General features: G+C 69.4%; 25 protein-coding genes and 1 riboswitch. Of the genes, 11 read left to right on the top strand and 14 right to left on the bottom strand.

Going from position 1 to position 21353, the window contains the following annotated elements; all coding sequences use genetic code 11:
• Positions 1-25: 25 nt before the first annotated feature.
• From gcvPB to gcvT, 4 genes are all read right to left on the bottom strand, one after another.
• A complete protein-coding gene (gene gcvPB / locus ACSQ2H_RS17970; protein ID WP_436062748.1) occupies positions 26-1609 on the bottom strand; it encodes an aminomethyl-transferring glycine dehydrogenase subunit GcvPB in 1584 nt (527 codons plus the stop codon).
• Positions 1609-2952 (bottom strand): aminomethyl-transferring glycine dehydrogenase subunit GcvPA, encoded by a 1344-nt coding sequence (gene gcvPA / locus ACSQ2H_RS17975; protein ID WP_436062749.1) that lies wholly within the window; start codon positions 2950-2952, stop codon positions 1609-1611. Before gcvPA ends, gcvPB begins: the two co-directional genes overlap by 1 nt.
• A 75-nt stretch (positions 2953-3027) precedes the next feature.
• The gene (gene gcvH, locus ACSQ2H_RS17980; protein ID WP_183772044.1) at positions 3028-3393 is read right to left on the bottom strand and encodes a glycine cleavage system protein GcvH; all 366 of its coding nucleotides are present in this window, start codon (positions 3391-3393) and stop codon (positions 3028-3030) included.
• 15 nt (positions 3394-3408) lie between these two features.
• Positions 3409-4518, bottom strand: coding sequence for a glycine cleavage system aminomethyltransferase GcvT (gcvT, locus tag ACSQ2H_RS17985; protein WP_436062750.1), 1110 nt, complete (start codon positions 4516-4518; stop codon positions 3409-3411).
• Between the two features lie 157 nt (positions 4519-4675).
• A riboswitch (glycine riboswitch) is annotated at positions 4676-4769 on the bottom strand.
• A gap of 173 nt (positions 4770-4942) precedes the next feature.
• On the opposite strand from gcvT, the gene ACSQ2H_RS17990 reads away from it, so the two are divergent.
• The gene (locus ACSQ2H_RS17990) at positions 4943-5293 is read left to right on the top strand and encodes a nuclear transport factor 2 family protein (RefSeq protein WP_436062751.1); all 351 of its coding nucleotides are present in this window, start codon (positions 4943-4945) and stop codon (positions 5291-5293) included.
• A 19-nt stretch (positions 5294-5312) separates the two neighbouring features.
• Here ACSQ2H_RS17990 and argS read toward each other — a convergent pair whose 3' ends face one another.
• On the bottom strand, positions 5313-7148 hold the full coding sequence (gene argS / locus ACSQ2H_RS17995; protein ID WP_436062752.1) for an arginine--tRNA ligase: 1836 nt from the start codon (positions 7146-7148) through the stop codon (positions 5313-5315).
• Positions 7145-7828 carry a Tat pathway signal sequence domain protein gene (locus ACSQ2H_RS18000; protein ID WP_436062753.1) on the bottom strand — a complete coding sequence of 228 codons (684 nt, stop codon included), beginning with the start codon at positions 7826-7828 and terminating at the stop codon, positions 7145-7147. Before ACSQ2H_RS18000 ends, argS begins: the two co-directional genes overlap by 4 nt.
• 129 nt (positions 7829-7957) lie before the next feature.
• Between ACSQ2H_RS18000 and ispH the strand changes: the two genes are divergently transcribed.
• Genes ispH through ACSQ2H_RS18020 form a run of 4 tightly spaced genes read left to right on the top strand, consistent with a single transcriptional unit; the run spans position 7958 to position 10901 of the window.
• On the top strand, positions 7958-8923 hold the full coding sequence (gene ispH, locus ACSQ2H_RS18005) for a 4-hydroxy-3-methylbut-2-enyl diphosphate reductase (RefSeq protein WP_436062754.1): 966 nt from the start codon (positions 7958-7960) through the stop codon (positions 8921-8923).
• Between the two features lie 34 nt (positions 8924-8957).
• Entirely contained in the window at positions 8958-9926 is a 969-nt protein-coding gene (gene thrB / locus ACSQ2H_RS18010; RefSeq protein ID WP_436062755.1) for a homoserine kinase, read from the top strand.
• On the top strand, positions 9923-10366 hold the full coding sequence (gene rnhA, locus ACSQ2H_RS18015) for a ribonuclease HI (RefSeq protein WP_436062756.1): 444 nt from the start codon (positions 9923-9925) through the stop codon (positions 10364-10366). Before thrB ends, rnhA begins: the two co-directional genes overlap by 4 nt.
• A 55-nt stretch (positions 10367-10421) precedes the next feature.
• Positions 10422-10901 (top strand): MarR family winged helix-turn-helix transcriptional regulator, encoded by a 480-nt coding sequence (locus ACSQ2H_RS18020; RefSeq protein ID WP_436062757.1) that lies wholly within the window; start codon positions 10422-10424, stop codon positions 10899-10901.
• Here the strand turns inward: ACSQ2H_RS18020 and ACSQ2H_RS18025 are convergent.
• Genes ACSQ2H_RS18025 through ACSQ2H_RS18035 form a run of 3 tightly spaced genes read right to left on the bottom strand, consistent with a single transcriptional unit; the run spans position 10861 to position 12771 of the window.
• Entirely contained in the window at positions 10861-11319 is a 459-nt protein-coding gene (locus ACSQ2H_RS18025) for an NfeD family protein (RefSeq protein WP_436062758.1), read from the bottom strand. The genes ACSQ2H_RS18020 and ACSQ2H_RS18025 overlap by 41 nt on opposite strands.
• Positions 11320-11323: 4 nt before the next feature.
• Positions 11324-12313 (bottom strand): SPFH domain-containing protein, encoded by a 990-nt coding sequence (locus tag ACSQ2H_RS18030; protein ID WP_436062759.1) that lies wholly within the window; start codon positions 12311-12313, stop codon positions 11324-11326.
• Positions 12314-12342: 29 nt separating this feature from the next.
• A complete protein-coding gene (locus ACSQ2H_RS18035; RefSeq protein ID WP_436062760.1) occupies positions 12343-12771 on the bottom strand; it encodes a TIGR02301 family protein in 429 nt (142 codons plus the stop codon).
• 87 nt (positions 12772-12858) lie between these two features.
• Here ACSQ2H_RS18035 and ACSQ2H_RS18040 point away from each other — a divergent pair, with 87 nt between their 5' ends.
• Positions 12859-13389 carry a hypothetical protein gene (locus ACSQ2H_RS18040; RefSeq protein ID WP_436062761.1) on the top strand — a complete coding sequence of 177 codons (531 nt, stop codon included), beginning with the start codon at positions 12859-12861 and terminating at the stop codon, positions 13387-13389.
• Here ACSQ2H_RS18040 and ACSQ2H_RS18045 read toward each other — a convergent pair.
• Positions 13386-14303, bottom strand: coding sequence for a LysR family transcriptional regulator (locus tag ACSQ2H_RS18045; protein WP_436062762.1), 918 nt, complete (start codon positions 14301-14303; stop codon positions 13386-13388). The genes ACSQ2H_RS18040 and ACSQ2H_RS18045 overlap by 4 nt on opposite strands.
• Positions 14304-14415: 112 nt before the next feature.
• On the opposite strand from ACSQ2H_RS18045, the gene ACSQ2H_RS18050 reads away from it, so the two are divergent.
• Positions 14416-15114: a pirin family protein gene (locus ACSQ2H_RS18050; protein ID WP_436062763.1), complete on the top strand. Its 699-nt coding sequence runs from the start codon at positions 14416-14418 to the stop codon at positions 15112-15114.
• 70 nt (positions 15115-15184) lie between these two features.
• Positions 15185-15784 carry an NAD(P)H:quinone oxidoreductase gene (gene wrbA, locus ACSQ2H_RS18055; protein WP_436062764.1) on the top strand — a complete coding sequence of 200 codons (600 nt, stop codon included), beginning with the start codon at positions 15185-15187 and terminating at the stop codon, positions 15782-15784.
• Between the two features lie 93 nt (positions 15785-15877).
• On the opposite strand, the gene ACSQ2H_RS18060 is transcribed toward wrbA, so the two are convergent.
• Entirely contained in the window at positions 15878-16855 is a 978-nt protein-coding gene (locus ACSQ2H_RS18060; RefSeq protein WP_293404157.1) for an NAD(P)H-dependent flavin oxidoreductase, read from the bottom strand.
• A gap of 215 nt (positions 16856-17070) precedes the next feature.
• Positions 17071-17853, bottom strand: a complete 783-nt coding sequence (locus tag ACSQ2H_RS18065) for an SDR family NAD(P)-dependent oxidoreductase (RefSeq protein WP_436062765.1) — start codon at positions 17851-17853, stop codon at positions 17071-17073.
• 131 nt (positions 17854-17984) lie between these two features.
• Here ACSQ2H_RS18065 and ACSQ2H_RS18070 point away from each other — a divergent pair, with 131 nt between their 5' ends.
• The 3 genes from ACSQ2H_RS18070 to ACSQ2H_RS18080 all read left to right on the top strand — a co-directional run bounded on the left by ACSQ2H_RS18070 (position 17985) and on the right by ACSQ2H_RS18080 (position 19722).
• Positions 17985-18791, top strand: a complete 807-nt coding sequence (locus ACSQ2H_RS18070) for a glutathione S-transferase family protein (protein ID WP_436062766.1) — start codon at positions 17985-17987, stop codon at positions 18789-18791.
• A 1-nt stretch (position 18792) separates the two neighbouring features.
• Complete coding sequence (locus tag ACSQ2H_RS18075; RefSeq protein WP_436062767.1) at positions 18793-19206, top strand: HXXEE domain-containing protein; 414 nt, start codon at positions 18793-18795, stop codon at positions 19204-19206.
• A 75-nt stretch (positions 19207-19281) separates the two neighbouring features.
• Complete coding sequence (locus ACSQ2H_RS18080) at positions 19282-19722, top strand: hypothetical protein (RefSeq protein ID WP_436062768.1); 441 nt, start codon at positions 19282-19284, stop codon at positions 19720-19722.
• Between the two features lie 23 nt (positions 19723-19745).
• Here ACSQ2H_RS18080 and ACSQ2H_RS18085 read toward each other — a convergent pair whose 3' ends face one another.
• Both ACSQ2H_RS18085 and yaaA read right to left on the bottom strand, forming a co-directional pair.
• Positions 19746-20543: a 3-hydroxybutyrate dehydrogenase gene (locus tag ACSQ2H_RS18085; protein WP_436062769.1), complete on the bottom strand. Its 798-nt coding sequence runs from the start codon at positions 20541-20543 to the stop codon at positions 19746-19748.
• Between the two features lie 4 nt (positions 20544-20547).
• Positions 20548-21348: a peroxide stress protein YaaA gene (gene yaaA / locus ACSQ2H_RS18090; RefSeq protein WP_436062770.1), complete on the bottom strand. Its 801-nt coding sequence runs from the start codon at positions 21346-21348 to the stop codon at positions 20548-20550.
• Between the last annotated feature and the right edge of the window lie 5 nt (positions 21349-21353).

The raw sequence follows: 21353 nt of genomic DNA on the forward strand, positions 1-21353 counted from the left end.
GCGGTTAAATTTCGTCCACTTGTGGCTATTCAGCCGCGAGCGGCGCCGGGGACACACCTTGAGCCTCCGACCGCCACGTCAGACGCGGCTTGCGGGCGGCCAGGGTCTCGTCCAGGCGGCGCAGCGGGGCCAGGTAGGGCGCGCCCTTGAAGCGCTCGGCGTCGCCGGCCTTGGCCGCGTGCGCCAGGGCGATCAGCGCCTCGCAGAACCGGTCCAGCTCGTGCTTCGGCTCGGTTTCGGTCGGCTCGATCAGCATCGCCCCGTGGACGACCAGCGGGAAGTACATGGTCATCGGGTGGAAGCCCTCGTCGATCATCGCCTTGGCGAAGTCGAGCGTGGTCACCCCGGTGCCGTCCAGCCAGGCGTCGTCGAACAGCGCCTCGTGCATGCACGGCCCCTCTGGGAAGGCCGGGCTCATCACCGGCGACAGCCTCGCCTTGATGTAGTTGGCGTTCAGAACCGCGTCCTCGGCCACCTGCCGCAGGCCGTCGGTCCCATGGCTGACCATGTAGGCGTAGGCGCGGACGAACATGCCCATCTGGCCGTGGAAGGCGCTCATGCGGCCAAAGCCCTGGGCGGCCTCCTCGATGGTCTCCTCGACCAGCCTGAAGCCGTCCTCGCCCGACACCACCCAGGGGGCCGGCGCGTGGGCGGCCAGCGCCGCCGACAGCACCACCGGACCGGCGCCCGGCCCGCCGCCGCCGTGCGGCGTCGAAAAGGTCTTGTGCAGGTTGATGTGCATGGCGTCGACGCCCAGGTCGCCCGGGCGCACCCGGCCGACGATGGCGTTGAAGTTGGCGCCGTCGCAGTAGAAGTAGGCCCCGGCCTCGTGGGTCAGGCGCGAGATCTCCAGGATGTCGCGCTCGAACAGGCCGCAGGTGTTGGGATTGGTGACCATGATCGCCGCCACGTCGGGCGACAGCTTGGCCGCGAGGTCGGCGGTGTCGACGCGGCCGTCGTCGGTCTGGGCGATCTCGACGACCGAATAGCCGACGAAGGCGGCCGTGGCCGGGTTGGTGCCGTGGGCCGAGGTGGGCACCAGCACGGTGCGGCGATGCCCCTGCCCGTTCGCCTCATGCGCAGCCTTGATGGCCAGCAGGCCGCAGAGCTCGCCGTGGGCGCCGGCCTTCGGCGACAGCGCCACCGCCGGCATCCCGGTCAGGGTCTTCAGCCAGTGGGCCAGGCGATCCATCAGCGCCAGCGCGCCCTGCACGGTGGCCTGCGGGGCCAGCGGATGCAGGTCGGCGAAGCCGGCCAGCCGGGCCATCTTCTCGTTCAGGCGCGGGTTGTGCTTCATCGTGCACGAGCCGAGCGGATAGAGCGCCAAGTCGATGGCGTGGTTCTTTTGGCTGAGGCGCACGTAGTGGCGCATCGCCTCGGGTTCCGACAAGCCCGGCAGGCCGATCGGCGCGGCCCGCACCAGGTCGCCCAGGTCCGACGCGTCCTGCGCGGCCGGCGCCAGGTCGACGCCGGTCTTATCCCAGCCGCCCAGTTCGAAGATCAGCGCCTCGTCCTGCAGCAGGCCGCGGCCGCCGGTCAGCGAGGTGTGGCCGGTCGATTCGGCGGCGCCTTCCGGACGGGTCGGACGTCCAACGTTCTGCATGGTCATTACGCGGTCCTCGCGGCGAGCGCCTGGGCGAAGGTCTGGATGTCCTGGGTGGTGGTGGTCTCGGTCGCGGCGACCAGCAGGACGTCGTCCATGCCGGCGCCCGGGTCGAGCCGCGAGAACGGCACGCCGGCGACGACGCCGTCGGCCAGCAGGGCGTCGACGGCGGCGGCCGCGTCGCCGTTCAGGCGGATGGCGAACTCGTTGAAGAACCGCGGGGTCAGCACCGTCACGCCCGGCACGGCGGCCAGGGCGTCACGCAGCTCGCGCGCCTTGGCGTGGTTCAGGGCGGCCAGCTGGCGCAGGCCCGTTTCGCCCAACAGCGACAGGTGGATGGTGAAGGCCAGGGCGCAGAGCCCCGAGTTGGTGCAGATGTTCGACGTCGCCTTCTCGCGGCGGATGTGCTGCTCACGGGTCGAGAGCGTCAGCACGAAGCCGCGGCGCCCCTCGGCGTCGAGCGTCTCGCCGCACAGCCGGCCCGGCATCTGGCGGACCAGCTTTTCGCGACACGCGAAGAGGCCGACATAGGGACCGCCGAAGTTCAGGCCGTTGCCGATCGACTGGCCCTCGGCCACGGCGATGTCGGCGCCCATCTCGCCCGGCGACTTCAGCAGGCCGTAGGAGACCGCTTCCGTCGTCACCACGATCAGCAGCGCGCCGGCCGCATGCGCCGCCTGCGCGATCTTGGTCACGTCGGTGACGACGCCGAAGACGTTCGGGGTTTGCACGACCACCGCGGCGGTGTCGGCATCGATGGCGTCCAGCACCGCGGCCTCGGCGTCGATCGCCGCGGCCTTGCGCACGATGTCCATGCCCTCGGCATGGGCGATGGTCTGGGTCGTCGCCGCATAGTGCGGGTGCAGGCCGCCCGACAGCACCGCCTTTTTCCGGCGGGTGACGCGCTGGGCCATCATCACCGCCTCGGCGCAGGCCGTGGAGCCGTCGTACATCGAGGCGTTGGCCACCTCGAGCCCGGTCAGGGCCGCGACCTGGGTCTGGAACTCGAACAGCACCTGCAGCGTGCCCTGCGCGATTTCCGGCTGGTAGGGCGTGTAGCTGGTCAGGAATTCCGAGCGCTGGATGATGTGATCCACGGTCGCCGGGACATGGTGCTTGTACGCCCCCGCCCCGCAGAAGAACGGCCCTGCCCCGGCCGGACGGTTCATCGCCGCCAGGCCGGCCAGCTCGCGCTCGACCTCCAGCTCGCCCGCGTGCAGCGGCAGGTCGAACAGCTCGGCCTTGCGGGCCGCCTGCGGCACGTCGACGAACAGGTCATCGATCGACCCGGCGCCGATGGTCGCCAGCATCTGCGCGCGGTCGGCCGGGGAAAGGGGCAGGTATCTCATGGTGTCGTCACTCCCCGCTCCTGCGAGCGGCGCGTCGGCTTGGACCCCGGACTTCGCCGGGGTCGGCGGTGTTGATTACAGCGTGCCCAGGAAGGCTTCGTAGGCGTCGCGGTCCATCAGCGCCTCGACCTCGGCCGGGTTCGCCAGCTTGACCTTGGCGAACCAGCCCAGGCCTTCCGGCTGGTCGTTGACCGTTTCCGGCGCGTCGCCCAGCGCGGCGTTGCCCTCGACGACCTCGCCCGAGACCGGAGCGTAGACGTCCGAGGCGGCCTTGACGCTCTCGACCACGGCCAGGTTGTCGCCAGCCTTCACGGTCTTGCCCGCTTCCGGAACTTCGACGAAGACGACGTCGCCCAGCTGCTCAGCGGCGTAGGCGGTGATGCCGATGGTGGCCACGTCGCCCTCGACGACGACCCACTCGTGATCCTTGGTGAAACGCATTGGGAAGGCCCTCTCTCAGAGCTTGCGAACGTAGCGATGGGGAACGAAGGGCATGGCGACGACCTCTGCGGCCTGAGCCTTGCCCCGAACGATGACTTTCAGCTTCGAACCGACGTCGGCGTGGGTCGGCGGCACGAAGCCCATGCCGATCGGCTTGCCCAGGCTCGGCGAGAACCCGCCCGACGTGACGACGCCGATCACATTTCCGGCCTCGTCGGCGATCTCCGCGCCCTCGCGGGCCGGCGCGCCTTCCAGCACGACGAAACCCACGCGCTTGCGGCTGACGCCTTCGACCAGTTCCTTGGCGATGCGCGCCGCGCCCGGAAAGTCGCGGGCGTCGCGGCGCTTCTTGGAGACCGAGAACGCCAGGTCGGCCTCGACCGGGCTGACGCTTTCGTCGACGTCGTGGCCATAGAGCGGCAGGCCGGCTTCCAGGCGCAGGCTGTCGCGCGCGCCCAGGCCGATCGGCTTCACGCGCTCGTCGGCCAGCAGGGTGTTCCAGACCCGCTCGGCCTCCGAGGCCGGGATCGAGATCTCGTAGCCGTCCTCGCCGGTGTAGCCCGAGCGCGAGACGATGGCGTCGGTCCCGAAGGCGGTCATCGCCCGGGCGTCCATGAACACCATGCCCGCCGCGTCCGGCGCGTGCGCGGCCAGCACCGCGGCCGCCTTCGGACCCTGCAGCGCCAGCAGCGCGCGGTCCTCCAGGCGCTCGATGCGCACCTGGCCGGCCAGCTCGTCGTCGATGACCTTGAAGTCGTTGTCCTTGCAGGCGCCGTTGACGATGACGAACAGGCCGTCGTCATCGGGACGCGCGGCCATCAGGTCGTCGATGATGCCGCCCTTCTTGTTCAGCAGCACCGAGTAGCGCTGCTTGCCCGGCTTCAGGCCGATGAAGTCGCCGGGCGTGACCTCCTCGAAGGCCGACAGCGGCGAGACCCCGCGCAGTCGCGCCTGACCCATGTGCGAGACGTCGAACAGGCCGGCGTTCGCGCGGGTCCAGAGGTGCTCCTTCAGCACCCCGTCCTTGTACTGCACCGGCATGGAATAGCCGGCGAACGGCACCATGCGGGCGCCCGCGGCGATGTGCGCGGCGTTGAGCGGGGTGGTCTTCAAGTTCTCGGACACGGCGGACTCCGGCTGATGACATCGCGAGCGCGCGTCAGGGCCAAGCCCTCGCGACGTTCGCGCCCCCGCTGTCCCTGAGCCTGAGAGATTTCAGGACCAGGCGGTCCCTTGCTCCTTCGGCGAGCGTCGGTTTCCCGGCGCTACTTTCCAGCGTTCATCAGCTCGCGCGGTCCTTTTGCCTGAGCGTTTCCGGGGCGGTTGCGCCTTCGGCTCCGGACCCCGAAAGGCCCGATCTCTCCCGCGAGAGTCGCCGCATAACTCTTCGATCGCCGAATGGGAGTCAATGCGCCACGCGCGGCGAGGCGAGCGCTTGTGACGATCTGCGCGCGGGCGTCGCGGGACAGGCCCCCGCGTGGTAGGTTTCCGCCGCCAGGCATAGCAGCGACCGCCTTGGCCGCGGGACCCGTCTGGCGGAGGCGGCGCCATGCCCTCGATCACCCCCAAGACTCTGAAACACGCGCTCGAAGGCCGGGACGCCTCGGCCCTGATCGGCTTCTATGTCGACGATGCGGTCATCCAGATCATCGACCGCGACCACACGCCTAGCGCGCCGCTGGAGCTGCGCGGCAAGGACCAGATCGCCCGCTACTACGAGGACGTCTGCGGCCGGGCGATGACCCATAGGCTGGAATCGGCCGTCGCCGACGACACGCACATGGCGTTCAGCGAATCCTGCGCCTATCCGGACGGGACCAAGGTGTTCTGCACGGCGATGCTCGACCTCGACCACGGCCGGATCCGCAACCAGGTGACGGTGCAGGCCTGGGACGGCTGAGCGCCCCAGGCGAGGCGTCCTACATCCGGTCGGTCGCGGCGATGCCCAGCAGGTCCAGCGCCTGCTCGAGCTGGCGCAGGGTGGTCTGCGCCAGCGCCAGGCGCGAAGCCTTCACCGCCGGTTCGGCGCTGAGGATCGGGCAGGCGGCGTAGAACTTCGAGAACGCCTGGGCCAGCTTGTAGGCGTGCTCGGCGACGAAGTTCGGGGCCTTCTTGTCGTAGGCGTCGATCAGCGCCTGGTCGTAGGCGTCGAGCAGCAGCACCAGGTCGCGTTCGGCCGGCTCGGCGACCACGATCGGCCCCGGCTCGGCGCCCTCGGCCTGCGCCTTGCGCAGCACCGACTTCACCCGCACCGCCTGGTACAGCAGGTACGGCCCGGTCTTGCCTTCGAAGCTCGAGAAGCGGTCCAGGTCGAACACGTAGGACGTGCCGCGGAAGTTCTGCAGATCGGCGAACTTCAGGGCCGCGACGGCCACCTTGTGGGCGGTGTCCTCGAAGGTGTCGGGATCGAGCTCGGCGCCCAGGCCCGCCTCGTGCAGGCGCTCGCGCGCCTTGTCGCGGGTCATGACGATCATGTCGTTCAGCTTCAGAACGCCGCCTTCGCGGGTCTTGAACGGCTTGCCGTCGGTCCCGTTCATGGTGCCGAAGCCGACGTGCTCCAGGCTGCCCTTCTCGGCGTATCCGGCCAGGTAGGCGGCACGGAACACGATCTCGAAGTGGTCGGCCTGGCGCTGGTCCACGGCGTAGAGCACGTGGTCGGGGCCGAAGGTCTGCTTGCGGTCGAGAATCGTCGCCAGGTCGGTCGTGCCGTACATGGCCGAGCCTTCCGAGGAGACCACCAGCAGCGGATCGGGGCTCGGGACCACGACCACCGAGCCGTCCGGAAGCTTCTTCTTCTTGGTCTCGTTCGGGCCGGCGACATGCACGATGCGCGCGCCTTGGTCCTCGACCAGCAGACCCTTGGCCTCCAGGTCCTCGACCATCGGCTTGATCAGCTCGTCGACGTCGCTCTCGCCCTTCCAGAGGTCGAAGTCGACGCCCAGGGCGTGGAAGTCGCGCTCCAGGGCGACCTTGGTCACCTTCGCGAAGTGCCGCCACAGCAGGAAGTAGCCGGCGCGGCGCGCCTGCAGTTCGGCGGTCAGCTTGCGGGCCCGGTCGCGGTAGTCCGGCTCGGTCTTCCCACGCGCGGCGGCCAGCGGATAGAGCCGGTCGAGGTCGGCCAAGCTGACCTTCTCGTCGAACAGGGCGAAGGCGGCGGCCTCGTCGGCGTCGCTGGCCGCGCCCTTGGCGTTGAGATCTTCGACCACCTTGGCGATCTGCGCGTCCTCGTCGGTGACCGCGCCGATCAGCAGGCCCATCTGGTAGCCCCAGTCGCCGAAGTGGGCGTCGCCCAGCACCGTGTCGCCGCGGAACCGGTAGATGCGCTTCAGCGATTCGCCGATGATCGACGAGCGCAGGTGGCCGACGTGCATCGGCTTGGCCACGTTCGGGCCGCCGTAGTCGATCATCACCTTGCGCACGGTCTCCACCGCCTGCGCGCCCAGGCGCGGGTCGGCGGCGATCTCGGCGGCGCGCGCCGACAGGGCGCTGTCGCTGACGCGCATGTTGATGAAGCCGAGGCCCGCGGCCTCGACCGAGGCCAGGCGCGGATCGCCGGCCAGATTGGCCACCACCTCGGCGGCGATCTCACGCGGGTCGCGCTTGGCGACCTTGGCCGCGGGCAGCGCCCCATTGCATTGGAAGTCCGCCAGGTCGGGCCGGTCAGACGGAGTCACCCGGCCGAGTTCGGCCGGCAGTCCCGCCGCGGCGAAGGCGGCGGCGACCGCTTCGCTCAGGCCCCTTTTCAGGTCGCTCATTTGTTTTCGTTGGTGTTCCCGGCGACGGCGGCGCCGGCGTTCAGCCGGAAACGCTTACCCTCGCGGTTGAAGGCCGCCATCTGCGGCGTGACGTCGAAACCGACCAGCACTTCGAAGTTCGCGCCGCTGGTGGTCATGGTGGCGCGCGGAATGGTGATCTGGTTGATGGTTTCGGTGGCGTAGACGCGATCCTGGCCGGCCGGGAAATTGATCGGCAGGTCGAAGTATTCCTTGGCGATCACCGACTGGCCGCGCTGGGTCACCGCCACCCAGTAGCGGTAATTCTTCGACGCCCCTTCGGCCTGCGGGCCCTTGCCCAGCTCGAAGAGGATTTCCATCGTCACGCGGATCGGCTCTTCGTCCTTGTACTGGCAGCCGGCCGAGATGCCCTGGATCTCGCCCGAGAAGCCGACCGCCGAGGACGCCTCGCGGGCGTCCTTGAACTCGACATAGCGGGCCGCGTCGTAGAGCACCTTCACATAGGGGCACGGGCCGGCGTTGCGCAGTTGCGGCAGCGGGGCCTGGACGTCGCTCCATTCCGAATCGCGCTTGCGCTTCTTGGAGGCCTCTTCCTGCTGGCGCTGTTCATCGTTGCCGCGGCGTTGGGCGAGCGCCAGCTCGGGAACCGTGGTCCCGGCCAGAATCAGGCCGGCGGCAAGCAGCATCAGGGAGCGGCGCATCAAGGTCGTCCAAAAGCCAGAGGGGCGCGCCGCCTCTGGGGGCGGTGCGTACATCGTCCCTAGTAATGGCTATCGATTGAGGCCGCAACGCGGCTGGCGGACACGGCCCTGAACGCCTAACTTGCGGCCATGTTGCAAGAGCCCCGCCCTCGCCCCCCGCTGACGGTCCTGCTGGCCACGCCGCGCGGCTTCTGCGCCGGCGTCGATCGCGCCATCCAGATCGTCGAGCGCGCCATCGAGAAGTATGGGGCTCCGGTCTATGTGCGCCACGAGATCGTCCACAACCGCCACGTGGTCGAGCGGCTCAAGAATCTCGGCGCGGTGTTCGTCGAGGAGCTCTCGGAGTGCCCGACCGACCGCCCAGTGGTGTTCTCCGCCCACGGAGTGCCCAAGTCGGTGCCGGCTGAGGCCAAGGGCCGCCAGATGCTCTATCTCGACGCCACCTGCCCGCTGGTCTCCAAGGTCCACGTCGAGGCCCAGCGCCACTACGACGCCGGCAAGGAGATCGTGCTGATCGGCCACGCCGGCCATCCGGAGGTGGTCGGCACCATGGGCCAACTGCCCGAGGGCGTGGTGCAGTTGATCGAGACGGTCGAGGACGCCCGCGCCTTCAATCCGATCGACCCGGCCAATGTCGCCTTCGCCACCCAGACCACCCTGTCGGTCGACGACACCGCCGAGATCGTCGCGGCCCTGCGCGAGCGGTTCCCGGACATCGCCGCCCCGCACAAGGAAGACATCTGCTACGCCACCACCAACCGCCAGGAGGCGGTGAAGGCGATCTCGGCCCGCGCCGAGGTGCTGCTGGTGCTCGGCTCGGCCAACTCCTCCAATTCCGTGCGGCTGGTCGAGGTCGGCAAGCGCTCGGGGGCCAAGGGCGCCTATCTCATCGACGACGCCCGCGGCCTGGACCTGGCCTGGCTCGACGGCGTGTCGACGGTCGGCGTCACCGCCGGTGCCTCGGCGCCGGAGCTGCTGGTCCAGGGCCTGATCGATCGCCTGGGCGAAGCCTTCGACGTCACGGTCGAGGAAGTCGACACCGTGCGCGAGACGGTCAGCTTCAAGCTGCCGCGCAAGCTGACAGCGGACGCTTGACGCGCGGCCCGCGCTCCCGCACTTCCGCGCCAGCATGGCCGTTTACACCGACATCACCGACGAGGAGCTGAACGCCCTCCTCTCCGACTTCGACCTCGGCGCCCCCGTGTCGTTCAAGGGCATCGCCGAAGGCGTCGAGAACTCGAACTTCCTGCTCGAGACCGAGGCCGGCAAGTTCATCCTCACCGTCTACGAAAAGCGGGTGCGCGAGGACGAGCTGCCGTTCTTCCTCGGCCTGACCCGCTGGCTGGCGCAGCACGGCTACCCCTCGGCGACGCCGATGATCGACAAGGCCGGCGAGGCGCTGAAGCACGTGCGCGGCAAGCCCTGCGCGATCTTCTCGTTCCTGCCGGGCCTGTCGGTCCGCCGCCCGAGCGCCGCCCACTGCCGCGAGGCCGGCGAAGGCCTGGCTCGCCTGCACCTGGCCGCCGACGGCTTCGCCATGACCCGCGCCAATGATCTCGGCCAACCGGCCTGGGCGCCGATGTTCGAGGGGCTCAAGGCCCAGGCCGACGCCCTGAAGCCGGGCCTGGCCGACGTCATCGACGGCGACCTGGCGCGCATCGCCGCGGCCTGGCCCCAGGATCTGCCCGGCGGCGTGATCCACGCCGACTACTTCCCGGACAACGTCTTCTTCCATCCGGGCGGCAAGTTCGCCGGGACCATCGACTTCTACTTCGCCTGCAACGACTTCCTGGCCTACGACATCGCCGTGGCGCTGAACGCCTGGTGCTTCGAGGCCGACGGCAGCTTCAACATCACCAGCGCCCGCGCCATGCTGGCCGGCTATGAGGCCCACCGCCCGCTGAGCGCCGCCGAGCGCGCCGCCCTGCCGGTGCTGGCGCACGGCGCGGCCATGCGCTTCTTCCTGACCCGGCTGCACGACTGGCGCGCCACCCCGGCCGGCGCGCTGGTGCGCCCGAAAGACCCGCTGGAGTACGAGCGCAAGCTGGCGGTCCACCGCTCGGCTCCCGACCTCGTCCTGCTCGGCGAGGCCTCGTGACGCCTCAGGTCGTGATCTACACGGACGGCGCCTGCTCGGGAAATCCCGGCCCTGGCGGCTGGGGCGCGGTGATGATTTCCGGCGCGCACGTCAAGGAGATCTGCGGCGGCGAGCCGGGGACCACGAACAACCGCATGGAGCTGATGGCCGCCATCCAGGCGCTTGAGGCCCTCAAGAAGCCCTGCAAGGTCGAGCTTCACACCGACAGCACCTACGTCATGAAGGGCATCTCGGAGTGGATCTTCGGCTGGAAGAAGCGCGGCTGGAAGACGGCCGACGGCAAGCCGGTCAAGAACGACGACCTCTGGCGGCGGCTCGATACGGCGCGCGGGCGCCAGGACGTCAGCTGGAACTGGGTCAAGGGCCACGCCGGCCACGAGCTCAACGAGCGGGCCGACGCGCTCGCCCGCAAGGGTCTGGAGCAAGCTCGCAAGGCTTGACCGTTCAAGTCCGAACGACAACCATGTTCGGGCTTGAACAACAGGAGGCCGAAGCATGGCCCCGACCCTGCAGGATCGTCCGGACGTCGCCGTGTTCAGCGAGATCGGCGTCATCGAGCATCTGATCCGCCAGTCGGTGCAGCAGCACCTGCCGGCCGGCATGACCTACGCGCATTTCGAACTGCTGCAGCACTTTGTGCGCAACGGCGACGGCCAGACCCCGGCCGAACTGGCCCGCGACATGCTGCTGTCCAAGGCCGCGGTGACCAACATCCTGCAGAAGATGGGCGAGCTGGGCCTGGTCAGCGTGCTCGGCGACGTCGCCGACGGGCGCAAGAAGCGCGTGCGCCTGACCCGCGGCGGGCTTGAGCAGCACGCCGCCGTGCTCAAGCAGATGAAGTGGAAGATGGAGCTGCTGCGCGAGGGCTTCACCGACGGCGAGTTCCGTCAGGCGCTGCCCTTCCTGCGCAACCTGCGCCGCTTCCTCGAGGAGGTCAGCGCGGGACCCGCACCCGGAGCCGCGAGCCGCCGCTGAGGCCGGTCACCTCGACGATCGCTTCCAGGTCCAGCTGCGCGCCGTCCTCGGATTCGGCCGCCCATTCCTTGCCGTCGATCAGCACCCGCCCGGCCCCGTTCACGAAGGCCGCCGAGACCCGGCCCTGGTGCCCGACCAGCCGCGCCACATTGTCGTTGATGTCCCTGGTCGGGGTGCGGTCGCGCGGCCAGAACCGCCGCGCGGCCAGGCTGGTGACGATGGTCAGCACCGCGAACAGGCCGATCTCCACCACCGGGTTGCGGGTGAACAGGCTGACCACCGCGACCACCGCCGCGCAGGCGGCCGGCCACAACAGCCAGCCGGAGCCGAAGGCGATCTCGATCGCAAGCACCGCGGCCCCGACCGCGGCCCACAGCCAGAAGCCGTACGCGCCGTAGAACTCGGCCAGCGAGCCCATAGGTTCAGGCTCCCGTCGGCGGGACCGCGCCGCGCGTGGCGCGCGGCGGGGCCGACGCCGGCGCAGCGGCCGGGCGGCGCGGCGGATCGTCGGTGCGGATGGTCTTCACCAGCTCGCCGACCCCGGCCAGCGAGCCGACCAGGGCGCCCATCTCGGCCGGCACGATCACCGTCTTCTGTTGCGGGCTTTCGGCCAGCTTGGCGAACGCCTCGACGTACTTCTGGGCGACGAAGTAGTTGATCGCGTTGACGTCGCCGCGGGCGATCGCCTCCGACACCATCGCCGTCGCCTTGGCCTCGGCCTCGGCCTCGCGTTCGCGCGCCTCGGCGTCGCGATAGGCGGCCTCACGGCGGCCCTCGGCCTCCAGGATCGCGGCCTGCTTGGCGCCCTCGGCTCTCGCGATCGCAGCCGACTTCTCGCCGTCGGCTTCGGTGATCACCGCGCGGCGTTCGCGCTCGGCCTTCATCTGGCGGGCCATGGCGTTGGTGATGTCAGGGCCCGGCATCAGGTCCTTGATCTCGATCCGCGCCACCTTCACGCCCCAGGGACCGGTGGCGGCGTCGATCACGTGCAGCAGGCGGGTGTTGATCTGGTCGCGCTGCGACAGCACCTCGTCCAGCTCCATGGAGCCGACCACGGTGCGCAGGTTGGTCATCGCCAGCTGGGCGATGGCGTAGTTGAGATTGTCGACCCGATAGGCCGCGGCCGCAGCGTCCATCACCTGGATGAAGACGATCCCATCGACCTTCACCACGGCGTTGTCCTTGGTGATCACCTCCTGCTGGGGCACGTCCAGGACCTGCTCCATCATGTTCACCTTGCGGCCGATCCCCTCGACGAACGGGGTCAGGAAGCTGATGCCCGGCGCCAGGGTGCGCGTGTAGCGGCCAAACCGCTCCACCGTGAATTCACGGCCCTGCGGGACGATCTTGATGGCCCCGAACAGGATCACCAGCGCCAGCACCAGCAGGACGACGACCGCAGTCAATTCCATGACAACCTCCCCGAGAAACGGCGGTCACACTAACGCGGCGCAGGCTCCGCCGTCACGCTCTCTTCCGGCGTCGGCTGCACGACCCCGCTGCGGTACTGCGCATGCGACAGCGTCGTCGCCAGCTCGCGCCCGCGCGCCGCCATCAGCTCCTGGGCCCGCCTCGTGCTGTCGTCGCAGCCGCGATAGAGCCGCCGGCCTTCGGCGAACCCGGCGTTGAAATTGTCCTTCAGCCGGCTCTCAGCCTCCGGATCGCCGCCCTCGGTCTCCACCAGCCGGTTCATCCGCGAGCGCCAGTACTGGTCATCGCCGCCTTCGCAGGCCTGGCGCAGCGCGTGGCTCTCGCCCAGCACCCGGCTCAGCTCGGCCAGGGTCTGGCGCATCTCGGGCGAACGCTCCTGCGCCAGGCTCGGAAGCGGGGCCAGCAGCAGGGCGGCGGCGATGGGCAGGACGCGGCGCATGGGTCGCACTTAAATCCCCAGGCCCCGGCTTGTCACCCACGGCCGGAAGACGCTAGCCCTCGTCGTCCACGCTGGAGCTAAGCCCGCATGCGCGCCTTCGCCGTCTTTCTCGCCCTCGCCATGGCCGCGCCGGCGTTCGCCGCCGAACCGGCCAAGCCGGCCGCCAAGCCCGCGGCCAAGCCCGCGGCGAGCAGCGCCTTCGATGCGCGCGACCCGGCCGCCCTGGTCGGGCTGCTGGCCTCGATGGACGCCAAGGCCAACGTGCTGGGCGCCGGCAACGGCGTGGTCGTGCTCGACGTCGCCACCCCCGGCGGCAAGTTCGGGGCGCAGTTCGTCGACTGCGATGCGAACGGCAAGGCCTGCGGGATGGTCGCCTTCTCCACCGCCTTCGACCGGCGCGGCGCCACCCTGGCGCAGATCAACGTCTTCAACCGCAGCCAGGTCGCCTGCCGCGGCTACCTGACCGACGACGGCCGCGCCAACGTCATGTACGGGGCCATGCTCAGCGCCCGCACCAACGCCGCCGAGATGAAGCAGCACCTCGGGATCTGGCAGGGCTGCCTCTCGACCTTCGGCCGCTTCAACCGCGAGCCGCAGGCCTTCCCGCCCGGCGCCTAGAGCCCCGTCTGCCAGGGGGCCGCCGCCAGCCGCTCGGCCAGGAAGTCCATCAGCACCTTGACCCGCACCGGCCGCAGCCGGCCCGGCGGGCTGACGATATGCAGCGCCGGATTGGGCGGGCGCCAGTCGCACATCGCGGTCTCCAGGGTCCCGTCCTGCAGGTCGCGCCAGCAGATGAACTCCGGCTGCAGCGCCACCCCCAGCCCCGCCCGCAGCGATGGGCTCAGGCTCTCGGAACTGTTGACCCGCATCGGGCCCGACACCGTCACGCTCTGCTCCTCGCCGGCCGCGTTGGTGAACCGCCACAGGTCCGGCGTCTCGACGTTCGCATAGGTGAAGCAGCGATGCTGGGTCAGGTCGCGCGGATGCTCCGGCTTGCCGAACGCCTCGAAGTAATGCGGCGCCCCGACCAGCATCACCCGCATGTCGCAGAGCTTGCGGGCCAGCAGCGAGGAGTCCTGCAGCTGGGCGATGCGCACGGCCAGGTCATAGCCCTCGGCCACCAGGTCGACCTTGTGGTCGGCCAGGTTCACGTCGAGCGTCACCTCCGGATAGCGGGCCAGGAAGTCGGGCAGGATGTCGGCCATGTGCAGCAGGCCGAACGACACCGGCGCGGCCAGCCGCACCACGCCGCGCGGGATCACCGACTGCGCCGCGGTCTCGGCCTCGACCGCCTCGCCCTCGGCCAGGATGCGGTTGGCGCGCTCCAGGGCGTTGCGGCCGCTCTCGGTCAGCGACAGCCGCCGCGAGGTGCGATGGAACAGGCTGGCGCCCAGGCGCGCTTCCAGCCGGGAGACGGCCTTGGAGACCGTGGCCTTGGAGAGCTCGAGCTCGTCGGCCGCGCGGGCGAACGAACCGATCTCGGCGACGCGGGCGAAGATCGCCCAGGCTTCGAAGTCAGGGAGCTTTGGCATGCCACTTTTGGAAACAATCTGTTTCCATCGTTTCTATTTATAAAATCCTGGGGATCGCTACCTTTTTCTCGAACGGACGGCCCAAGCAGACCCGTCCCCCGGAGTACCGAAGATGATCGACATTCGACCCTTCAACACCCTCGGCGGCGCCAACCACGGCTGGCTCGACGCCAAGCATCACTTCTCGTTCGCCGAGTATCACGATCCGAAGCGGATGAGCTGGGGCGCCCTGCGCGTCTGGAACGACGACAAGATCGCGCCGAACTCCGGCTTCCCGCCGCATCCGCACGCGAACATGGAGATCATCACCTACGTTCGCACTGGGGCGATCACCCACCAGGACAGCCTGGGCAACCAGGGCCGGACCGAGGCAGGCGACGTGCAGGTGATGAGCGCCGGCTCGGGCATCCGTCACGCCGAATACAACGTCGAGAACGAAGACACGACGCTGTTCCAGATCTGGATCCTGCCGACCAAGGCCGGCGGCGAGCCCTCCTGGGGCGCCAAGCCCTTCCCCAAGGGCGACCGCTCGGGAAAGTTCGTGACCCTGGCCAGCGGCATCGACGGCGACGAAGGCGCTCTGCCGATCCGCGCTGACGGCCGGGTCGCCGGCGCGACGCTGAAGGCCGGCGAGACCACCGAGTACCAGCTCGGCGAAGGCCGCTACGCCTACCTCGTGCCCGCCACCGGCTCGATCGAGGTCAACGGCGTGAAGGCCAACGCCCGCGACGGCCTGGCCATTCGCGACGAAGCGACCATCCGCGTCACGGCGCTTGAGGACTCCGAACTCGTCCTCGTCGACGCCGCCTGACGCAAACTCCGGCCCGGACGCTCCCCCGTCCGGGCCGCCCCTTTTCTCATACCAAAAGCCAGGAACCCCGATGACCAAAGTCCTCGTGCTCTACCACTCGACCTACGGCCACATCGAAACCATGGCCAAGGCCGTCGCCGAAGGCGCCCGTGAGGCCGGCGCGACCGTCGACATCAAGCGCGTGCCCGAAACCGTCTCGGACGAGCTGGCCAAGGCCTCGGGCTACAAGCTCGACCAGGAAGCGCCGGTCGCCACGGTCGACGACCTGGCCAATTACGACGCGATCATCGTCGGCGTCGGCACCCGCTACGGCCGCATGGCCTCGCAGATGGCCGCGTTCTGGGATCAGACCGGCGGCCTCTGGGCCAAGGGCGCCCTGGTCGGCAAGGTCGGCGGCGTCTTCACCTCGACCGCCACCCAGCACGGCGGCCAGGAGACCACCATCATCTCGACCATCACCCAGCTGCTGCACCACGGCATGGTGATCGTCGGCCTGCCCTACGCCTGGGCCGGCCAGATGAAGCTGGACGAGATCACCGGCGGCAGCCCGTACGGTGCCTCGACCATCACCGCGGGGGACGGCTCGCGCCAGCCCAGCGCCAACGAACTGGACGGCGCGCGCTACCAAGGCCGCCACCTGGCCCAGATTGCGGCCAAGGTCGCAGCGTAACGTCCGGAACGCCGGCGGAAGGCGCACACCCCTTCCGCCGCAACGCCGAGCCCGTCCCCGCCAGCCCCGGGGGCGGGCTCTTTTCTTTGGCTGCTAGGCCGGCACGCCGGCGCGCAGCTTGGCCGTGCGGTCGATGGCCGCCTCGGCTTCCTTGATCAGGTTGGCGACGATCGTGGCCGCGGGCAGCACCTCGTGCACACCGCCGGCCGACTGACCCATGGCGAAGCACGAGCGGTCGGGGTCCAGGCCCTCGAGCTGGCCGCCGATGCCGCCCATCACGCCCTCGCGGGTCGACAGCATCGCCTGCATCGGAAACGGCTGGATGTCCTGCGGGCGGGTCTCCCACTCCTCGACATAGGGGTTCTTCTTCACCCGCATCGGCTTGCCGGAATACGAGCGGGTGCGGATGGTGTCCTCGTCGGCCGCTTCCAGGATCGCCTGGCGGTACATCTCGCCGGCATGGGCTTCCTGCGAGGCGATGAACCGCGTGCCCATCCAGACGCCCGTCGCGCCCAGGGTCAGGGCCGCGGCCAGACCACGGCCGTCATAGAGGCCGCCGGCCGCCACCACCGGGATCTTCACGGCCTCGACCGCTTGCGCCACCAGCGGCATGGTGCCGACCAGGCCGGTGTGGCCGCCGCCCTCGCCGCCCTGGCAGATGACCGCGTCGCAGCCGGCCTGCTCGGCCTTCACCGCGTGCTTCACCGCGCCACAGACCACCATGACCTTGAGGCCGGCCTTCTTGAGCTTCTCCATGATCGGCATCGGCACGCCGAGCCCGGCGACGAAGGACGAGGCGCCCTCCTCGATGATGATCTCGACCGAGGCCGTCAGGCTCTCCGGCGAGGCGGCCAGCAGGTCGACCCCGAACGGCTTGTCAGTCAGGCTTTTGACCTTGCGCATCTCGTCGCGGATGAAGTCGGGCGTGCGGCCGGCCATGCCCAGCACGCCATAGCCGCCGGCGTTGGACACCGCGGCCACCAGCTCGGCGTAGGAGACGCCGCCCATCCCGGCCAGCATGATCGGGTGCTTCACACCCAGAAGATCGCAAAGCGGAGTATGCAGGCTCATCGAAATCCTCCCGAATTTTATGGCCGGGAGGATGGCGCCGGGCGGCCGCCATGGAAACTATGACCCGACGTTAGACAGGACTTCAAAGTCGATGCTCCCCCGCTGGGGGGCTGTCAGCCGCATGGCTGACTGAGGGGGACTTTGACTCTCATTGAGAGCAGTCCCCCTCCGTCGCGCTTCGCGCGCCACCTCCCCCAAGAGGGGAGGATCTTTCATCAGAAGATCGCGTAGCCGCCGTCGATCAGCACCGAGTCGCCGGTGTGGAAGGCCGAGGCGTCCGAGGCGAAATAGACCGCCATGCCGCCGAAGTCGGCCGGCTTGCCCCAGCGGCGCATCGGCACCCGCTTGATGACGTTGTCGTTGAACTTGTCGTTGTCCTGCGCGCCGGCCGTCATGTCGGTGGCGATCCAGCCGGGCAGGATGCAGTTGGCCCGCACGCCGTAGCGGGCGTGCTCGACGGCGATGGCGCGGATCATCGGGATCAGCGCGCCCTTGGTCGCCGCATAGGCTTCGTTGCGCGCCGCGCCGTCGAGCGCCGACAACGACGAGATCGCCACCAGCGAGCCGCCGTGGTCGCCCTGGCCCGCACGCTCGACCATGTGCTTGCAGGCCTCGCGGAAGGTGAAGAACACCCCGTCCAGATTGACCGACAGCACCTTGCGATAGGTGGCGGTGTCGAACTCGGCGAACGACTTGGCGCCGCCGCCGATGCCGGCGTTGGCGACCACGGTGTCGACCCGGCCCATCTTGCTCACCGCCTCGACCATGCCGGCGCGCACCGCTTCCTCGTCAGCGACGTTGACCACCTGGGTCAGCACCCGCACGCCGGTCGCCTTCAGCTTTTCGGCCGCGTCGGCGTTCTTGCCGGGGTTCGAGCCCCAGATGACGATGTCGGCGCCGGCCTGGGCCATGGCCTCGACCATGCCGAAGCCGATGCCGCCGTTGCCGCCGGTGACCAGCGCCACCTTGCCGGTCAGGTCGAAAGGTTTGTAGGCCACGCACGCCTCCCTGGTTTTTCAAACGTTTGTTGGACCACAAGGAGCGGCCTTCCGCGGGCGCCGTCAAGGCGCCCCTGTTGACTTCCGCGGCGCAAGCGCGGCTCGATCATGCCGCTGGAGGGAGCCGCGCCATGCTGAAGCTCTACGACCACCCGCTTTCGCCCTACGCCCAGAAGGTCAAGATCGCCCTGCGCGAGAAGGGCCAGCCGTTCGAGACCCTGACGCCCGGAGGCCTCGGGGCCGGCGGCGCGGCGGGCGAGTTCCTGGAGGCCAATCCCCGCGCCGAGGTCCCGGCCCTGGTCGACGGCGAGGTCCGCATCTTCGACTCGACCATCATCCTCGAATACGTCGAGGACCGTTGGCCCGACCCGCCGCTGCTGCCGGCGACGCCGGCCGAACGCGCCCGCGTGCGGATGCTGGAAGAGGCGATGGACACCCACTTCGAGGCGATCAACTGGGGCCTGTCGGAGATCCGCTGGTTCCGGCGCGCCGAGGGTGAGCTTGAACGCACCCTGCTGGCGCGGGCCGCCGCCCAGACCCGCCGGTGGTTCGCCTGGCTGGAGGGCGAACTCGCCGACCGCACCTGGTTCAACGGCGAGGCGTTCGGCTGGGGCGACCTGGCCGTCGCGCCCTATCTCAACGGCTCGGTCGGCCACGGCCTGCCGCCCGACAAGGGCACGCGCCTGGCCGCCTGGCTGGAGCGCGCCAACGCCCGCAGCTCGGTCGCGCGCACCGCCGAGGAGGCCGCCGCCTCGTCGCGCGCCGCGACCATGCCCAACGTCGCCGAGCTGGTCCGCCAGGGCCTGTTCAAGCGCGAGTACCGCGACCACCGCCTGGAATGGATGATCAAGAGCGGCGGCGCCCAGGTGGTCATCGACGGCCTGGCCAAGGACAACATCCGCTTCAGCCCGGACTTCGGGCCCCGCAGCGGCGGCTAGGATGGGCGCCCGCCGGACCGCCGGGCTGGCCCTGATCGCCGCCCTCGCCCTGCACAATCTCGAGGAGGGATTGGCCTACGCCCTGCTCCGCGACCGGGTCGCGGCCATGCTCGACGCCTATGGCGTCACCTGGTGGCGGCCGGAGCCGGCGGTGTTCGCGCTGGCCCTGACGTTCCTGACCCTGGCGGTGGGCGCCTTGGCGGCCTGGGCGGCGACCGGCGTCTCGACCTCCGGCAAGATCTTCACCCTTCGGGCCGTGGCCGTGGTTCTGCTGCTCAACGTGCCGGTGCCGCACCTGACGGCGGCCTGGGCGTCCGGCGGCTACGCCCCCGGCGCGATCACCGCCGTGCTGGTCAACCTGCCGGTCTCGGTCTGGGTGCTGTGGACGCTGCGCAGGTCGCCACAACCTGAGTAACGTTGTTCTTTCAGTTACAGCAGAGCATGCTCCCGCTCGCGCGGGCTTCGCGCGAAACATAGAGGGAGAGTTCGCGTGAAGACGATGCTTGTTTCGGCCGCTCTGGCCTTGGCGATGGCTGGCTCGGCCATGGCCCAGAACGCGCCCAGGACCTACGATCTCGGCCCGGTCTGGCAGATTTCCTACATCGAGACCAAGGCCGGCATGTTCGATGACTACATGTCCTACCTGAACTCGACCTGGCGCAACATCCAGGAGGCCGAGAAGGCCCGCGGCGACGTCCTCGACTACCGCGTGCTGGCGATCGACTCGCCGCGCGACGGCGAGGCCGACGTCATCCTGATGATCCAATACAAGAACATGGCCGTGTTCGACCGCAGCCTCGAAGAGGGCGAGGCGGTCATGGCCAAGGCCTTCGGCAGCGTCACCAAGAGCAACCAGGCCGCGGTCTCGCGCGAACAGGTCCGCGTGCTGCGCGGCGGCCTCACCGCCCGCGAACTGACCTTCAAGAAGTAGCGCCCGTCGGGGGGCGGCGGCCGCTAGGTCGCCGTCCAGCCGCCGTCGACGACCATTGCCGCGCCGGTCGCCGAGGCGCCCATGTCCGACACCAGGTAGAGCAGCATCCCGGCCAGGTGTTCGTACTCGACGAACTTCTTGGTCGGCTGCGCGGCCAGGATCACGTCCTCCATCACCCGGTCCTCGGGAATGCCGCGGGTCTTGGCCTGGTCGACGATCTGCGCCTCGATCAGCGGCGTCTTCACATAGCCCGGGCAGATGGCGTTGGCGGTGATGCCGGTCCGCGCCAGCTCGACGCCGAGCCCCTTGGTGAAGCCGACCACGCCATGCTTGGCCGCCACGTAGGGGGCCTTGAACGGCGAGGCGACCAGCCCGTGAGCCGAGGCGATATTGACGATCCGCCCGCGGCCCTGCGCCTTCATGATCGGGATCGCCGCGCGGCTGGCGTGGAAGGTCGAGGAGAGGATGATCGCGATCAGCGCGTCCCACTTCTCGGGCGGAAACTCGTCGACCGGGGCGACATGCTGGATGCCGGCGTTGTTGACCAGGATGTCCAGCCGGCCAAACTCGCGCACCGCATAGTCGATCAGGTCGGTGATCTCGTCCGGCTTGGTCATGTCCGCGCCGTGGTAGCGGATCGCCGCGTTGGTCCGCGCCTGCAGCGCGGCGCGGTCGGCCTCGATCTTGGCCGGGTCGCCGAAGCCGTTGAGGATGACGTTCACCCCCTGCTCGGCCAGCGCGGCGGCGAGCGCCTGGCCGATGCCGCTGGTGGAGCCAGTGATGACGGCCACATGGCCCTGCAGCCCATAGTCCACGGCCATCCGATCAATCCTTCTGCTTTTTGGCCGCTGACGGCGGCGGAGGCTGTGGCCGCGAGAACACCCATTCGGTGTCGCTCGAGGCGCTCTTCTGGAAGCGGTAGCCCTCGCTGTCGAAGGCCTTCAGATCCTCGGCCTTCTCGACGCCGTGGTCGATGGCGTAGCGCGCCATCAGGCCGCGCGCCTTCTTGGCGTAGAACGAGATGATCTTCGACGAGCCGTCCTTCTCCTCGAAGAACTTGGCCGTCACCACCGGCAGCTTGATCGCCGCGCGGTCGACCGCGCCGAAATATTCCTGGCTGGCGCAGTTCACCAGGGTCGGGTCCTTGTGTCCGCGCCCGGCCTCGTTCAGCGCTGCCGAGATCTTGTCGCCCCAGAAGTCGTAGAGGCTGGCGCCGCGCTTGGTCTTGATCCGCACGCCCATCTCCAGGCGGTAGGGCTGGATGGCGTCGAGCGGCCGCAGCACCCCGTACAGCCCCGATAGGATGCGCAGGTGCTTCTGGGCGTAGTTCAGGCCCTTCTTGTTCAGCTCGCGCGCCTTCAGCCCGGAATAGACGTCGCCGTTGAACGCGAACGCCGCCTGCAGGCCGTCCTCCATCGCCGGATCGAAGGCGGCGAACCGCTCCCGGTTCAGCTCGGCCAGCTTGTCCGACAGGTCCATCATCTTCTTCAGGTCCGAGACCTTCAGCTTCTTGGCCGTGATGCTCAGCTCGGCGATGTCGTCGGCCATCTGCGGCGTCGTCATCGGCGCGGCGCCGTCCGGTCGCGTGAAGTCGAGCGCCTTGGCGGGGGAGATGACGATCAGCATGGGGA

The sequence above is a fragment of the Phenylobacterium sp. LjRoot97 genome (assembly GCF_964254345.1).
Classification (GTDB): domain Bacteria; phylum Pseudomonadota; class Alphaproteobacteria; order Caulobacterales; family Caulobacteraceae; genus Phenylobacterium.

Excerpts from the sequence above, each read along its gene's own strand:
- ACSQ2H_RS18020 (WP_436062757.1), top strand. The coding sequence starts at position 10,422 with ATGGCCCCGACCCTGCAGGATCGTCCGGACGTCGCCGTGTTCAGCGAG.
- argS (WP_436062752.1), bottom strand. The coding sequence starts at position 7,148 with ATGAGCGACCTGAAAAGGGGCCTGAGCGAAGCGGTCGCCGCCGCCTTC.
- thrB (WP_436062755.1), top strand. The coding sequence starts at position 8,958 with ATGGCCGTTTACACCGACATCACCGACGAGGAGCTGAACGCCCTCCTC.
- ACSQ2H_RS18035 (WP_436062760.1), bottom strand. The coding sequence starts at position 12,771 with ATGCGCCGCGTCCTGCCCATCGCCGCCGCCCTGCTGCTGGCCCCGCTT.
- ACSQ2H_RS18040 (WP_436062761.1), top strand. The coding sequence starts at position 12,859 with ATGCGCGCCTTCGCCGTCTTTCTCGCCCTCGCCATGGCCGCGCCGGCG.
- ACSQ2H_RS18000 (WP_436062753.1), bottom strand. The coding sequence starts at position 7,828 with ATGCGCCGCTCCCTGATGCTGCTTGCCGCCGGCCTGATTCTGGCCGGG.
- gcvPA (WP_436062749.1), bottom strand. The coding sequence starts at position 2,952 with ATGAGATACCTGCCCCTTTCCCCGGCCGACCGCGCGCAGATGCTGGCG.
- ACSQ2H_RS18050 (WP_436062763.1), top strand. The coding sequence starts at position 14,416 with ATGATCGACATTCGACCCTTCAACACCCTCGGCGGCGCCAACCACGGC.
- ACSQ2H_RS18045 (WP_436062762.1), bottom strand. The coding sequence starts at position 14,303 with ATGCCAAAGCTCCCTGACTTCGAAGCCTGGGCGATCTTCGCCCGCGTC.
- ACSQ2H_RS18075 (WP_436062767.1), top strand. The coding sequence starts at position 18,793 with ATGGGCGCCCGCCGGACCGCCGGGCTGGCCCTGATCGCCGCCCTCGCC.
- ACSQ2H_RS18030 (WP_436062759.1), bottom strand. The coding sequence starts at position 12,313 with ATGGAATTGACTGCGGTCGTCGTCCTGCTGGTGCTGGCGCTGGTGATC.
- gcvPB (WP_436062748.1), bottom strand. The coding sequence starts at position 1,609 with ATGACCATGCAGAACGTTGGACGTCCGACCCGTCCGGAAGGCGCCGCC.
- ACSQ2H_RS18070 (WP_436062766.1), top strand. The coding sequence starts at position 17,985 with ATGCTGAAGCTCTACGACCACCCGCTTTCGCCCTACGCCCAGAAGGTC.
- ACSQ2H_RS17990 (WP_436062751.1), top strand. The coding sequence starts at position 4,943 with ATGCCCTCGATCACCCCCAAGACTCTGAAACACGCGCTCGAAGGCCGG.
- ACSQ2H_RS18060 (WP_293404157.1), bottom strand. The coding sequence starts at position 16,855 with ATGAGCCTGCATACTCCGCTTTGCGATCTTCTGGGTGTGAAGCACCCG.
- yaaA (WP_436062770.1), bottom strand. The coding sequence starts at position 21,348 with ATGCTGATCGTCATCTCCCCCGCCAAGGCGCTCGACTTCACGCGACCG.
- gcvH (WP_183772044.1), bottom strand. The coding sequence starts at position 3,393 with ATGCGTTTCACCAAGGATCACGAGTGGGTCGTCGTCGAGGGCGACGTG.
- ACSQ2H_RS18025 (WP_436062758.1), bottom strand. The coding sequence starts at position 11,319 with ATGGGCTCGCTGGCCGAGTTCTACGGCGCGTACGGCTTCTGGCTGTGG.
- ispH (WP_436062754.1), top strand. The coding sequence starts at position 7,958 with ATGTTGCAAGAGCCCCGCCCTCGCCCCCCGCTGACGGTCCTGCTGGCC.
- wrbA (WP_436062764.1), top strand. The coding sequence starts at position 15,185 with ATGACCAAAGTCCTCGTGCTCTACCACTCGACCTACGGCCACATCGAA.
- ACSQ2H_RS18085 (WP_436062769.1), bottom strand. The coding sequence starts at position 20,543 with ATGGCCGTGGACTATGGGCTGCAGGGCCATGTGGCCGTCATCACTGGC.